The sequence below is a fragment of the Pseudomonas sp. SbOxS1 genome (genome assembly GCF_013416725.1).
GTDB lineage: Bacteria > Pseudomonadota > Gammaproteobacteria > Pseudomonadales > Pseudomonadaceae > Aquipseudomonas.
On record NZ_JAAVXC010000007.1, the window covers coordinates 254374 to 267421 of the forward strand.

General features: G+C 62.2%; 12 protein-coding genes. 9 read left to right on the plus strand and 3 right to left on the minus strand.

Annotated elements, in window-relative coordinates:
* Positions 1 to 157 precede the first annotated feature (157 nt).
* From HFK74_RS11655 to tynA, 3 genes are all read left to right on the plus strand, one after another.
* A complete protein-coding gene (locus HFK74_RS11655; protein WP_008056276.1) occupies positions 158 to 478 on the plus strand; it encodes a hypothetical protein in 321 nt (106 codons plus the stop codon).
* Positions 478 to 1149 carry a DUF3313 domain-containing protein gene (locus tag HFK74_RS11660; RefSeq protein WP_180203623.1) on the plus strand — a complete coding sequence of 224 codons (672 nt, stop codon included), beginning with the start codon at positions 478 to 480 and terminating at the stop codon, positions 1147 to 1149. Before HFK74_RS11655 ends, HFK74_RS11660 begins: the two co-directional genes overlap by 1 nt.
* Before the next feature lie 218 nt (positions 1150 to 1367).
* Positions 1368 to 3656, plus strand: coding sequence for a primary-amine oxidase (gene tynA, locus HFK74_RS11665; protein ID WP_180203624.1), 2289 nt, complete (start codon positions 1368 to 1370; stop codon positions 3654 to 3656).
* A 112-nt stretch (positions 3657 to 3768) separates the two neighbouring features.
* On the opposite strand, the gene feaR is transcribed toward tynA, so the two are convergent.
* The 3 genes from feaR to paaY all read right to left on the minus strand — a co-directional run bounded on the left by feaR (position 3769) and on the right by paaY (position 6440).
* Entirely contained in the window at positions 3769 to 4683 is a 915-nt protein-coding gene (gene feaR / locus HFK74_RS11670; protein WP_180203625.1) for a transcriptional regulator FeaR, read from the minus strand.
* A gap of 84 nt (positions 4684 to 4767) precedes the next feature.
* Positions 4768 to 5691 carry a phenylacetic acid degradation operon negative regulatory protein PaaX gene (paaX, locus tag HFK74_RS11675; RefSeq protein ID WP_008056265.1) on the minus strand — a complete coding sequence of 308 codons (924 nt, stop codon included), beginning with the start codon at positions 5689 to 5691 and terminating at the stop codon, positions 4768 to 4770.
* A 149-nt stretch (positions 5692 to 5840) separates the two neighbouring features.
* Positions 5841 to 6440 carry a phenylacetic acid degradation protein PaaY gene (paaY, locus tag HFK74_RS11680; RefSeq protein ID WP_180203626.1) on the minus strand — a complete coding sequence of 200 codons (600 nt, stop codon included), beginning with the start codon at positions 6438 to 6440 and terminating at the stop codon, positions 5841 to 5843.
* A gap of 348 nt (positions 6441 to 6788) precedes the next feature.
* Between paaY and paaF the strand changes: the two genes are divergently transcribed.
* The 6 genes from paaF (at position 6789) to paaK (ending at position 12980) form a co-directional block, all read left to right on the plus strand.
* Positions 6789 to 7562, plus strand: a complete 774-nt coding sequence (gene paaF, locus HFK74_RS11685) for a 2,3-dehydroadipyl-CoA hydratase PaaF (protein ID WP_180203627.1) — start codon at positions 6789 to 6791, stop codon at positions 7560 to 7562.
* Between the two features lie 34 nt (positions 7563 to 7596).
* Positions 7597 to 8388: a 2-(1,2-epoxy-1,2-dihydrophenyl)acetyl-CoA isomerase PaaG gene (gene paaG / locus HFK74_RS11690; protein ID WP_020795545.1), complete on the plus strand. Its 792-nt coding sequence runs from the start codon at positions 7597 to 7599 to the stop codon at positions 8386 to 8388.
* Between the two features lie 3 nt (positions 8389 to 8391).
* Positions 8392 to 9909, plus strand: a complete 1518-nt coding sequence (gene paaH / locus HFK74_RS11695) for a 3-hydroxyacyl-CoA dehydrogenase PaaH (protein ID WP_180203628.1) — start codon at positions 8392 to 8394, stop codon at positions 9907 to 9909.
* Entirely contained in the window at positions 9902 to 10351 is a 450-nt protein-coding gene (paaI, locus tag HFK74_RS11700; protein WP_180203629.1) for a hydroxyphenylacetyl-CoA thioesterase PaaI, read from the plus strand. The genes paaH and paaI overlap by 8 nt, the downstream gene beginning before the upstream one ends.
* On the plus strand, positions 10344 to 11555 hold the full coding sequence (gene pcaF, locus HFK74_RS11705; RefSeq protein ID WP_180203630.1) for a 3-oxoadipyl-CoA thiolase: 1212 nt from the start codon (positions 10344 to 10346) through the stop codon (positions 11553 to 11555). Before paaI ends, pcaF begins: the two co-directional genes overlap by 8 nt.
* 99 nt (positions 11556 to 11654) lie before the next feature.
* Positions 11655 to 12980, plus strand: a complete 1326-nt coding sequence (paaK, locus tag HFK74_RS11710; RefSeq protein ID WP_008056254.1) for a phenylacetate--CoA ligase PaaK — start codon at positions 11655 to 11657, stop codon at positions 12978 to 12980.
* Positions 12981 to 13048: the final 68 nt, after the last annotated feature.

The window sequence follows — 13048 nt, forward strand, 5'->3', positions numbered from 1 at the left end:
GGATCCACGGCCAAAAAAAGAGCGTATCTAAAACCATTCCGGCGCCAGGGTCATATATTTCAATCCAGCAACATTCCTGCCCGCCTGACATCAATCGGACATACGGTCGCAACCGACCTGCGGCACCCTGCGCGAATTCCAATTCATGAGGTCTTCCATGCAGGGTTCGAACATCGCCTACGCGACCGAGACAACCGATAGCACTCATTCGGTGATCCTCAACCAGCGCACCAGTGCGCCAGCGCAGGATGAGCCGATTTTATTCCAGCAATCGTGCCTGGGACTGACCGACGATCGGACCCATGTCGTGCTGCGCCGTTATTTCGAGCAATACAGCCCGACCACCGGCACCTGGGTGGAATACATCCACCGCGTGCCGATCGCCGAGTTCACCCAGTGGATCATGGCCCATGGCGATCTGCGGATCGAATGCTCGGAAGACCTTCCAGGCTCCACCCTCCAACCAGGAACACCTTGATGAGAAAGCGCTACTCGCTACCGCTATTGGCCGTTGCAACCCTCGTCCTCTCGGCGTGCAGCAACAAAAAAGTCGCATCATCGGACACCTATTCAGGCTTTCTGAAAGACTACAGCGCCTTGACGGAGCACCAGTCACCCTCAGGAGAGCCGGTACTGAGCTGGGTGAACCCGACCCTTGAGCTCAACCGTTACACGCAGGTCTATATCGAACCGAGCCGGTACTACCCGCAGCCCGCCCCCAGCAAGCGCCTGCCACAGACCACGCTTGACGATACAACCTGGTACTACGATGCGGCGCTCAAGCACGAGCTGGGCAAGGTCTTGACCGTGGTCACCACCCCGGGCCCCAAAACCCTGATCGTGCGGCCGGCAATCACCCGAGTGACGGCCAGCACCCAGGGCCTGCGCTTTTACGAATGGCTGCCGATCACCCTGGTTGCGGCAGGCGTCAGCACCGCCACCGGGATCCGTGACCAGGACAGTGAAATTGCCACCGAAGTGGCCTTTGTCGATGGCGGGACCAGGACCCTGGTCGCCAAAGTAGTGCGCAAGGGCACGGGAGTCCCGCTGGAAAACGACAAAGAGGTGATCACCACGGCAAACGTCAAGGGCGTGCTGGACGGCTGGGCCAGCGACCTGCGCAAGTCGTATGTGGCGATGCGCCAGTAGGAGCGAGGCTTGCCCGCGAACCAGGCACCGCGGTATATCTGTCAAACCGTGTAATCGTTCTTCGCCGGCAAGCCTGGCTCCTACAGTCCGGATCCATTGGGGAAAAGTGATTCAGGCAGGCAGTCAAAGCAATCTGGCAGGAATCCAAATGCAGGCGTCGACTGGCTGTAGCAAAGTGCAAGCATGCCAGTCACCGGCTTTTCCCCAGGAATGCACACATGTCCAGCGCCAAAGCATCGCCCAAAAGATCACCGTTTGCCCGGCTCGCCCTGGCCATCTCCCTGAGCGCCCTTGGCCTGCCGTTGTGCATGGGCAATGCCCAGGCCCACGGCGGCCATGCCGAAATGGTGCCTTTGCAAGCGGGCCTCGAGGAGTTTGGTGCCAGCGTCAAATGGGACGACTACTCGAACCTGTTCACCATTGCCAAGGACGGGGTCTATCTCAAGGTCAAGCCGGACAGCAAAGTGGCCATGCTCAACGGCAAGCGCATGGAGCTGACGGTACCGGTGGTGTTCAAGGGCAAGACGGCGTTCATGTCCAAGGACTTCATCAACCAGGTCTTCCAGTCCGGCCTGGACACCACCTTCGTCGTCGAGACCCGCCCTAACCCGCTCAACCCCCTGACAGCGGACGAAATCACCGCCGCAGTGGACATCATCAAGAAATCCGAGCACTACAAGCCCGATTTCCGCTTCACCGAAGTATCGGTCAAGGAACCACCGAAGGATCAGGTGTGGAACTTCGTCTACACCGGGCAAAATGTGACCCAGCCGCGCCAGGCCAATATCGTGGTGCTGGACGGCAAGCATGTGATCGAAGCGCTGGTGGATCTCGATAGCAAGGCGCTGCAATCCTGGAAGCCGATCGAAGGCGCCCACGGCATGGTGCTGCTGGATGATTTCGCCACGGTGCAAACCGCCGTCGAGACCAGCCCCGAATACGCCCAGGCCTTGGCCAAGCGCGGTATCAACGATGTGAAGAAGGTCGTCGCCACGCCGCTGACCGTCGGTTACTTCGACGGCAAGGACGGCCTGGCCCAGGACAAGCGCCTGCTGAAGATCGTCAGCTACCTGAATGTCGATGACGGCAACTATTGGGCGCACCCGATCGAGGGCCTGGTGGCGATTGTCGATCTGGAGCAGAAAAAACTTATCAAGATCGAAGACGAAGCGCTTGTTCCGGTACCGATGAAGCCGACGCCCTACGACGGCCGCGGGCGCAAGGGCGTGGCGGTCAAGCCGCTGGAAATCATCGAGCCCGAAGGCAAGAACTACACCATTACCGGCAACAGCATTCACTGGCAGAACTGGGACTTCCACGTTCGCCTCGATTCGCGGGTCGGCCCGATCCTGTCCACCGTCACCTACGACGACAAGGGCAAAAAGCGCAAGATCATGTACGAAGGCTCCCTGGGCGGGATGATCGTGCCTTACGGCGACCCGGATGTGGGCTGGTACTTCAAGGCCTACCTGGATTCCGGCGACTACGGCATGGGTACCCTGACCTCACCGATCGCCCGTGGCAAAGACGCCCCGGAAAACGCCGTGCTGCTGGACGCCACCATCGCCGACTACACCGGCGCACCGACCTCGATTCCGCGCGCCATGGCGGTGTTCGAGCGCTATGCCGGCCCGGAATACAAACACCAGGAAATGGGCCAGCCCAACCTCAGCACCGAGCGGCGTGAACTGGTGGTGCGCTGGATCAGTACCGTCGGCAACTACGACTACATCTTCGACTGGGTCTTCCAGCAGAACGGCACCATCGGCATCGACGCCGGCGCCACCGGCATCGAAGCGGTCAAGGGCGTGAAATCGAAAACCATGCACGAAGAAACCGCCAAGGAAGACACGCGCTACGGCACCCTGCTCGACCACAACATCGTCGGCACCACGCACCAGCACATCTATAACTTCCGCCTGGACATGGACGTGGACGGCGAAAGCAACTCGCTGGTGGAAGTGAACCCGGTGGTGCTGCCCAACGACCGTGGCGGGCCGCGCACCAGCACCATGCAGACCGAAACCCGCGTGGTCAGCACCGAACAACAGGCCGCGCAGAAGTTCGACCCGGCGACCGTGCGCCTGCTGAGCAACCCCAGCAAGGAAAACAAGGTCGGCAACCCGGTGTCCTACCAGTTGATTCCCTATGCCGGTGGCACGCACCCGGTGGCCAAGGGCGCCAACTTCGGCACGGACGAATGGCTGTACCACCGCCTGAGCTTCATGGACAAACAGCTGTGGGTGACGCAGTACAACCCGGAAGAGAAGTACCCGGAAGGCAAGTACCCGAACCGCTCGGACAAAGACTCGGGGCTGGGACAATTCACCCAGGACAACCATTCCATCGAGAACACCGACGACGTGGTCTGGCTAACCACCGGCACCACCCACATCGCCCGGGCCGAAGAATGGCCGATCATGCCGACCGAGTGGGTACATGTGCTGTTGAAGCCGTGGAACTTCTTCGATGAAACGCCGACGTTGAACCTCAACTCACCGAAGTAATGAGTTGGAACGCAAAACTGTAGGAGCCCGGCTTGCCGGCGAAGGCGTACAGACGGACGCCTTCGCCGGCAAGCCGGGCTCCTACAGGATTAAGCGGTGTTCATGCAGACGATCAGGCATGCCGCTTGCGATATTCCCCCGGCGCAATGCCGAAGCGCGATTTGAACGCCGTGGAAAAGTAGCTCGAATCGGAAAAACCCCACGAATACCCCAGCACCGACAACTTCTGTTCCTTGCCCGATTGGCGCAGGGATTCGGCGCACAGGTCCAGCCGGCGGTTCTTGATGTAGCGCGCCACCACCAGGCCTTTCTTGGCGAACATCCGGTACAGGCCACGGGTCGACATGCCGACTTCCCGCGCCAGCCATTCCGGGCACAGCTCTTCGCTGCGGATGTGCTGGTCGATCACGCTCAGGGTCTTGCGGAAGGTGCGCTCGTGCAGATCCGTGCAATCGTCGCCCTGGCTGATGGCCGGGCGCAGCAGGCTGACAATCGCCTCCAGGGTCGCTTCGCTTTCCTGAAGGCTGAGGTTCTGCTGGCGCGTAGCATCGAGGATCAAGCGGTGCGAGAGCATGGCGATGGGCGATGTCGCGGCAATCCGGTGGCCGCACTTGACCTGGTTGAAGCGCAGGGTCTGCTCGACCAGTTGATACGGCAGGATCAGCGACAATTGTCGGGAGTTTTCACTGTAGGTGAAGTCGCTGGGCCGCGCAGCATCGATCAAGGTGATGTCCCCGGCGGACAACAGGACCCTGTCGTCGCCCTGGGCCATGCCCGCGGTGCCATCGAGCTGGAACACGGCAAAATACTTGCCGCCCTCGCCCGCCGCGACTTCCTGCGGCGTGCGATACAGCCGCGCCTGACAGGCATCGACGAAACTGAGTTTGAGGGCATCGCTGCGGTATTCGCGAATCTGCCCGGCAAAGTCGGTGCCCAGGGGTTGGGCGTTGAAGGCGCCACAGATCTGGTTGATCTGGTGGATCCACTGATCGAACCCATCCTGGCGCTGTGCGGTTGTAGAAATCATGTCAGGCCTCACGCAGGCTTATTTTTATTGTCTACGTCAATCAACAGGTTCTCCTGAACAGCGACTCTCCCTACCGTCGACGGGTTATTTCAACCCGCCAAAGCGTCGATAAAAACTCTCGCCCACATCCGGCAACGGTCCGTCGGCGGTTTCCAGTGCACTGTTCAGCCATTCCTCGGCCTTGGCGTAGATCAAACGGTAAATGTTGCGGCACAACTGTCGGGCGGCTCGCCCTTCCCAGTCGCCGGGCAACAACTCGTCCGGCAGTTGCGGGTCGCGCAGCAGCAATTTGCGGTATTCGTGAATAAGCAGGATCCGCGCCAGGAAGCAGTCGGCCGGCTGCAGGTTTTCCTGCTCGCGAAGCGCTTGCCAGAGTGGGCGGAACAGTTGGATGAACTCGCTGTAGTGGGTCGCCAGCTCCTCGATGTTCCAGCTCTCGCGCACCTGCAGGCGCAGGGCCTTGGAGGCCAGTACATCTTGGGCGGTGGTTTCGAAGACGATGGTTTCTTCCTGGGCACCGAGGTCGAGCAGCGTCGCGTTGACATCCGTGCGGTCGCTGCGCGGACAGGCCAGTACCACTGGCGAAATCGCACCAAAACCTTGCCATTCAAGCTCTTCGCGCACTTGTTTGCGCTTGTCCTGGGTCAGTTGCGAGAGCATCACCAGGCACCAGGAACCATCCCAGGCCGGCATGCTGGTGCTGTACACCCGCTTGAACGCCTTGTCGAAACGCCGGCGACCGGTGCCGGTCAGGCTGTAGTAGCTGCGACGACCGACCTTCTCGGCAGTCAGCCAGCCTTCCTTGGTCAGGCGGAAAATCGAGGTGCGGATCAACCGCTCGTTGATGCCGATCGGTTCGAGCAACTGGATCAGGCTGCCCAGCCAGACAGTCCCGCCATGGGGTTCGATGGCATCACCGTAGAGGGTGATGATCAAGGAACTGGCGCGGATCGGCGTCTGCTCTTGAAAGCGTGTAATCAGATGGTTCAAGGGTGTCAGGGACGACATGGGCGTACCGGGCTAAAAAAAGAAAAGGAATATACCGAAAGCAATGGGGTTAATCCCAATCCCTCGTAGGAGCCAGGCTTGCCGGCGAAGAACGATGACGCGTTGTATCTGGAACACCGCGTCGTCTTGTTCGCCGGCAAGCCTGGCTCCTACAAGGCGCTATTACCTTTGGGGCGATGACCGCTGTCACTGATACGCAGGCGATCCGGCTCCGGCTCTGCCAACGGCTCGCAAACCTGCATCTGCGTGAGGCATCGCTTGGCCAGCTCTTGATACTCACGAGTGCCCGCCTGCTTCCACGCCACTTCCTGATCGCTGAGCATGCGTTTGACACTGGCCGGCGCGCCCATCACCAGCGACTGCTCCGGGCATTCGAACCCGGCCTTGACGAACGCTGCCGCCGACACAAAAGACCGCGGGCCGATGTGCGCGTTATCCATCACCACCGCATTCATCCCCACCAGTGCGTCGGCGCCGATCCGGCACCCGTGCAGCACGGCGCCGTGGCCGATATGGCCGTTGCGTTCGACCACCGTGTCGCTGTCGGGGAAGCCGTGCATCACGCAGGTGTCCTGAATGTTGGCGCCCTCCTCCAGCACGATCCGCCCGAAATCACCGCGCAGGCTGGCCAGCGGCCCTACATAGCAGTGGGGGCCGATGATCACGTCACCGATCAACACGGCGGACGGATGCACGTAGGCGCTCGGGTCAACCACCGGGGTCAGGCCATCAAGGCTGTAGCAGGTCATGGCAGCTTCCTTCGAAAGCGATGCAAATATTGACTTATTTTGTATCACATCGCTTTTACATTCACAAAGACAAAAAACCGTATCGCTTGAAAAGGGCTTTTCCGACGACCTGCTTTTTGTCGTACAGACAGCCATGTAACCCAATAAAACCGGGCTCTAACCCGCAATCATCAGCGATTGCACATTACGAAAAACAAGTAGAACGACCACCAATAGGACACATTAAATTAACTTTGATGTTGATTTTGCGTATCACATTGTAGGTATACTCCGGCAAAACCGGCCCCTGCTGCCGATCCAATAACAAGCCGGCATCACCGCCGAGCGTTAACCGTGAGGGCATCCGCCATGCCTCAAACCCTTGACGTCGAATTCATCGAGCCTGGCGTTCGTCTGATTACCCTGCAGCGCCCACAAGCGCTGAACGCCCTGAACACCCAATTGCTGGGTGAACTGGCCGAGGAACTGAGCGTCGCCCAAGCCGACCCCGCGACCCGCGCCGTGGTCATCACCGGCAGCCGCAAGGCCTTCGCGGCCGGTGCCGACATCAAGGAAATGGCCGAGCGCGACCTGGTCGGCATCCTCGACGACCCACGCCAGGCCTCATGGCAGGCCATCACCCGCTTCAACAAACCGCTGATCGCCGCCGTCAACGGCTTCGCCCTGGGCGGTGGCTGCGAACTGGCGATGCACGCCGACATCATCATTGCCGGTGAAGACGCGCGTTTCGGACAGCCGGAAATCAACCTCGGGATCATGCCCGGCGCCGGTGGCACCCAACGCCTGCTGCGCGCCGTCGGCAAATCCATGGCCATGCAAATGGTCCTGACCGGCGAGCCGATCGACGCCCGCCAGGCCCAGCGCGCCGGTCTGGTCAGCGAAGTCACCCAGCCTGAATTCACCGTCGACCGCGCCCTGCAGGTCGCCCGCCAGATCGCCACCAAGGCACCGCTGGCAGTACGCCTGGCCAAGGAAGCGCTGCTCAAGGCCATGGACACCGACCTGGCCAGCGGCCTGCGCTTCGAGCGCCACGCCTTCACCGTGCTGGCCGGCACCCGCGACCGCGATGAAGGCATTGCCGCCTTCCAGGAAAAACGCACGCCGACTTTCACCGGCCAGTAACCCGCCTAACGAATTCCAAGAGAGCGCCAAGACCATGAACTTCGAACACATCCTGTTTTCCATCGAGGCCGGCGTCGCCCTGCTCAGCCTCAATCGCCCGGACCAGCTCAACAGTTTCAACACCCAGATGCATGGCGAAGTGAAGGAAGCGCTGAAACAGGTGCGGCAGAACCCCGACGTGCGCGTACTGCTGCTGACCGGTGAAGGCCGTGGCTTCTGCGCCGGCCAGGATCTGAGCGACCGCAATGTCGCGCCGGGCAGTGCCGTGCCGGATCTGGGCGAGTCCATCGAGAAGTTCTACAACCCGCTGATCCGCCAACTGCGCGACCTGCCGATGCCGGTGATTTGCGCGGTCAACGGCGTGGCCGCCGGTGCCGGCGCGAACATTCCGCTGGCCTGCGACCTGGTACTGGCGGCGCGTTCGGCCAGCTTCATTCAGGCTTTCTGCAAGATCGGCCTGATCCCTGACTCCGGCGGCACCTGGACCCTGCCGCGCCTGGTCGGCATGGCCCGCGCCAAGGCACTGGCCCTGCTCGGCAATCGCCTGAGCGCCGAACAGGCCGAGCAATGGGGCTTGATTTACCGCTGCGTGGAAGACGCCGAACTGCGCGATGAAGCGCTGAAGCTGGCACAACACCTGGCCACCCAGCCGACCTACGGCCTGGCGCTGATCAAACGCAGCCTCAACGCCAGCATGAGCAACAGCTTTGATGAACAGCTGGAACTGGAGCGGGACCTGCAACGCCTGGCCGGGCGTAGCGAGGATTACCGCGAAGGCGTCGGCGCCTTCATGGAAAAACGCACCCCAAGCTTCAAGGGACGCTGAGTCATGAGCGCATTGAACACTTCTGCACGCATCGCCGTGATCGGCGCCGGCGCCATGGGCGCCGGCATTGCCCAGGTCGCGGCTCAGGCCGGGCATCCGGTGCTACTGCTGGACAATCGCCCCGGCGCTGCCGCCCAGGCCATCGAAGGCATCGACCGGCAACTGGGCAAACGGGTCGAGAACGGCAAGCTGTCCGCCGATTCGCGCAGCGCAACCATCGCCCGTTTGCAGGCCGTGGAAGCCATTGAAGCCCTGGCCGATTGCGACCTGATCATCGAAGCCATCGTCGAGAACCTTGAGGTCAAGCGCGCGTTGTTCCGCCAGCTGGAAGGCATCTGCAGCGCGCAGTGCATCCTGGCGAGCAACACTTCGTCGCTGTCGATCACCAGCATTGCTGCGCAGCTGCAGCACCCGCAACGCCTGCTTGGCCTGCATTTCTTCAACCCGGCGCCGGTCATGGCGCTGGTGGAAATCGTCTCGGGCCTGGCCAGCGATCCGGCTTTGGCCGAGTGCCTGTACGACACCGCCAGGGCCTGGGGCAAGAAACCGGTACACACCCGCTCCACGCCGGGCTTCATCGTCAACCGCGTGGCCCGACCGTACTACGCCGAAAGCCTGCGCCTGTTGCAGGAAGGCGCCGCCGATTGCCCGACCCTGGATGCGCTGATGCGCGAGGCCGGTGGTTTTGCCATGGGTGCGTTCGAGCTGACCGACCTGATCGGCCATGACGTCAACTATGCCGTGACGTGTTCGGTGTTTGACGCCTATTACCAGGACACGCGCTTTCAGCCATCGTTGATCCAGAAAGAACTGGTAGACGGTGGACGACTGGGGCGCAAGAGCGGACAGGGTTTCTATAGCTACGCCCAAGGCGCCGAACGTCCGCCAGCGGCTGAAATCAGCAGTGCGGCGACCGTCGATGTTTGCGTTGCCGAAGGTGACCTGGGGATCGCCCAAGGTCTGCTTGGGCGCCTGCGCGAACAAGGCGTCGAAGTCCTGCAACGCGATGGCCGCGGCTTGCTGCGGGTCGGTGATGCAGTGCTGGCCCTGAGTGACGGGCGTATGGCCTGTCAGCGCGCCCAGGAAGACGGGCTAAGTAACCTGATTCTGCTGGATCTGGCCCACGATTACGCCAAGGCCCAGCGCATCGCGATCAGCTACGCGGCAGGCATTGATCCGCAGGCACTGGAACAAGGCGTCGCCCTGCTGCAACGGGCCGGGCTCAAGGTCAGCCTGCTCAGCGACAGCCCGGCCCTCGCCGTCCTGCGCACCGTGGCAATGCTCGCCAACGAGGCCGCCGACGCCCTGCTGCAAGGCGTGGCCTCGGCTACTGACATCGACCTGGCGATGCGCGCCGGGGTCAATTATCCCCAAGGTCCGCTGGCCTGGGCCGATGCCGTGGGTCTGCCGCACATCCTCAGCACACTGGACAACCTGCAAGCCGCGTACGGCGAAGAACGCTACCGGCCATCGCTGCTGCTGCGCCGTCGCGTGGCCGAAGGGAGAAACTTCCATGACTAACCATGAAGCGATGACCCTGGCCAGCGACTGCGCGCAAGCCTTGTTCCAGCGCGACAACGCCAGCCAGGCCATGGGCATGCGCCTGCTGTCCGCCGGCCCAGGCTCCGCTCGCGTGGGCATGACCGTGCGCGCGGACATGGTCCAAGGCCACGGCACCTGTCACGGCGGCTACCTGTTCGCCCTCGCCGATTCGGCGTTCGCCTTTGCCTGCAACAGCTACAACGAAGCCACCGTGGCCATCGGCTGCAGCATCGACTACATCGCTCCGGCGCGCCTGGGCGACACGTTGAATGCCGATTGCATCGAGCAAAGCCGCTCCGGCCGCACCGGCAACTACGACGTACGCATTGAAAACCAGCAGGGCCAGTTGATCGCCCTGTTCCACGGCAAGTCCTACAAAGTGCGCGGCTCGGTGCTGGCACAGGAGACCCCAAATGAATGACGCCCTGATCATCGACGCCGTACGCACCCCGATCGGCCGTTATGCCGGAGTGCTGAGCAGCGTGCGCGCCGACGACCTCGGCGCGGTGCCGCTGCGCGAACTGCTGCGCCGCCACCCGCAAGTCGACTGGAACACCGTTGACGACGTGATCTACGGCTGCGCCAACCAGGCCGGCGAAGACAACCGCAACGTCGCGCGCATGTCGGCGCTGCTGGCCGGGTTGCCGGCCAGCGTGCCCGGCACCACCCTCAATCGCCTGTGCGGCTCCGGGCTGGACGCGGTCGGCACTGCGGCGCGGGCGATTCGCAGTGGCGAAACCGGGCTGATGCTGGTCGGTGGCGTGGAATCCATGTCCCGCGCCCCCCTGGTGATGGGCAAGGCCGAACAGGCGTTTTCCCGTGCCGCCGAGATTTTCGACACCACCATCGGCTGGCGCTTCGTCAATCCGCTTATGAAAAAGGCCTACGGCATCGACTCCATGCCGGAAACAGCAGAGAACGTCGCCGAACAGTTCAACATCTCCCGCGCCGACCAGGACGCGTTCGCCCTGCGCAGCCAGCAACGCGCTGCCGCTGCCCAGGCCAACGGACGCCTGGCGAAAGAAATCGTCGCGGTGGAAATTCCCCAGCGCAAAGGCCCGGCCAAAGTGGTCGAGCACGACGAGCACCCACGCGGCGACACCACCCTTGAGCAGTTGGCCAAACTGGGCACGCCGTTCCGTGAAGGCGGCAGCATCACCGCCGGCAACGCCTCGGGCGTCAACGACGGTGCCTGCGCGCTGCTGCTGGCAAGCCCCGAAGCCGCCAAACGCCACGGCCTGACCGCCCGCGGTCGGGTGGTGGCGATGGCGACCGCTGGCGTCGAGCCGCGCATCATGGGCATCGGCCCGGTGCCGGCCACCCGCAAGGTGCTGGAGGTTGCAAACCTGAGCCTGGCGGACATGGACGTGATCGAGCTCAACGAAGCCTTTGCCGCGCAGGGCCTGGCGGTACTGCGCGAACTGGGCTTGAGCGACACCGACCCACGGGTCAACCCCAACGGGGGCGCCATCGCCCTGGGCCATCCGCTGGGCATGAGCGGCGCTCGCCTGGTCACCACCGCCCTGCACGAACTTGAGGAACGCAATGGCCGCTATGCCCTGTGCACCATGTGCATCGGTGTCGGCCAAGGGATCGCGCTGATCATCGAGCGTCTATCCCACTAAAGAATCGCGATTCCCGGGGAGCCGAGAGGTATCCTTGGGGCATGCACTCAAAGCCCCTGCATGCAGGGGCCGGAACACAAAAACAATTCGAGTGAACACATGAACATGCCAATTGCCCAAGCCGTGCTGGATCCCGTGCTGGACCCGCTGGAAACCGCCAGCATCGACGAGCTGCGCCAGCATCAGCTGGAGCGCCTGCGCTGGAGCCTGAACCACGCCTACAAGAATGTGCCGCTGTACCGTCAGCGTTTCGATGCACTGGGCGTGCACCCCGACGACATCAAGTCCCTCGACGACCTGGCGAAGTTCCCCTTCACCACCAAGTCCGACCTGCGCGACAACTACCCCTACGGCATGTTTGCCGTGCCGATGCACGACGTGGTGCGCCTGCACGCGTCCAGCGGCACCACCGGCAAACCGACCGTCGTCGGCTACACCCAGAACGACATCGACACCTGGGCCAACGTGGTTGCGCGCTCGATCCGCGCGGCGGGTGGCCGACGTGGCGACAAGGTGCACATTTCCTATGGCTACGGCCTGTTCACCGGCGGCCTCGGCGCGCACTACGGTGCCGAACGCCTGGGTTGCACGGTAATCCCGATGTCCGGCGGCCAGACCGAAAAACAAGTGCAGCTGATCAAGGATTTCCAGCCGGACATCATCATGGTCACGCCGTCCTACATGCTCAACATCGCCGACGAGATCGAGCGCCAGGGCATCGACCCGCACAAACTGGCCCTGCGCCTGGGCATCTTCGGCGCCGAGCCGTGGACCGCCGAGCTGCGCAGCGCCATCGAAGCGCGCATGGGCATCACCGCCCTGGACATCTACGGCCTCTCGGAAATCATGGGCCCGGGTGTCGCCATGGAATGCGCCGAGACCAAGGACGGCCCGACCATCTGGGAAGACCACTTCTACCCGGAAATCATCGACCCGGTCACCGGAGAAGTGCTGCCGGACGGCCAGATGGGCGAACTGGTGTTCACCTCCCTGAGCAAAGAAGCCCTGCCGATGATCCGCTACCGCACCCGCGACCTGACGCGCCTGCTGCCGGGTACCGCACGGCCGATGCGGCGTATCGACAAGATCACCGGGCGCAGCGATGACATGCTGATCATCCGCGGGGTGAACGTGTTCCCGACGCAGATCGAGGAGCAAGTACTGAAAATCAAACAGCTTTCCGAGTGCTACGAGATCCATCTGTATCGCAATGGCAACCTGGACAGCGTTGATGTGCATGTGGAACTCAAGGCCGAGCACCAGCACCTGAGCGACGAACAGCAGAAGGCTGTGTGTGGCGAACTGAGCAAGCACATCAAGACGTATATCGGGATCAGCTCGCGAATCGTCCTGCAGCCTTTCCATTCGATCAAGCGTTCCGAGGGCAAAGCCTGCCACGTCGTGGATAAACGCCCTAAAGCATGACTGCTGCACCCCTTTGAGCCCCGCTGATGCGGGGCTTTTTTTTGGGCTTTTTCAGGTCAACAGCAACC

Bases quoted from the DNA above. Each gene is read 5' to 3' on its own strand.
- HFK74_RS11655 (WP_008056276.1), top strand. From the start codon at position 158: ATGCAGGGTTCGAACATCGCCTACGCGACCGAGACAACCGATAGCACT.
- HFK74_RS11660 (WP_180203623.1), top strand. From the start codon at position 478: ATGAGAAAGCGCTACTCGCTACCGCTATTGGCCGTTGCAACCCTCGTC.
- tynA (WP_180203624.1), top strand. From the start codon at position 1,368: ATGTCCAGCGCCAAAGCATCGCCCAAAAGATCACCGTTTGCCCGGCTC.
- feaR (WP_180203625.1), bottom strand. From the start codon at position 4,683: ATGATTTCTACAACCGCACAGCGCCAGGATGGGTTCGATCAGTGGATC.
- paaX (WP_008056265.1), bottom strand. From the start codon at position 5,691: ATGTCGTCCCTGACACCCTTGAACCATCTGATTACACGCTTTCAAGAG.
- paaY (WP_180203626.1), bottom strand. From the start codon at position 6,440: ATGACCTGCTACAGCCTTGATGGCCTGACCCCGGTGGTTGACCCGAGC.
- paaF (WP_180203627.1), top strand. From the start codon at position 6,789: ATGCCTCAAACCCTTGACGTCGAATTCATCGAGCCTGGCGTTCGTCTG.
- paaG (WP_020795545.1), top strand. From the start codon at position 7,597: ATGAACTTCGAACACATCCTGTTTTCCATCGAGGCCGGCGTCGCCCTG.
- paaH (WP_180203628.1), top strand. From the start codon at position 8,392: ATGAGCGCATTGAACACTTCTGCACGCATCGCCGTGATCGGCGCCGGC.
- paaI (WP_180203629.1), top strand. From the start codon at position 9,902: ATGACTAACCATGAAGCGATGACCCTGGCCAGCGACTGCGCGCAAGCC.
- pcaF (WP_180203630.1), top strand. From the start codon at position 10,344: ATGAATGACGCCCTGATCATCGACGCCGTACGCACCCCGATCGGCCGT.
- paaK (WP_008056254.1), top strand. From the start codon at position 11,655: ATGAACATGCCAATTGCCCAAGCCGTGCTGGATCCCGTGCTGGACCCG.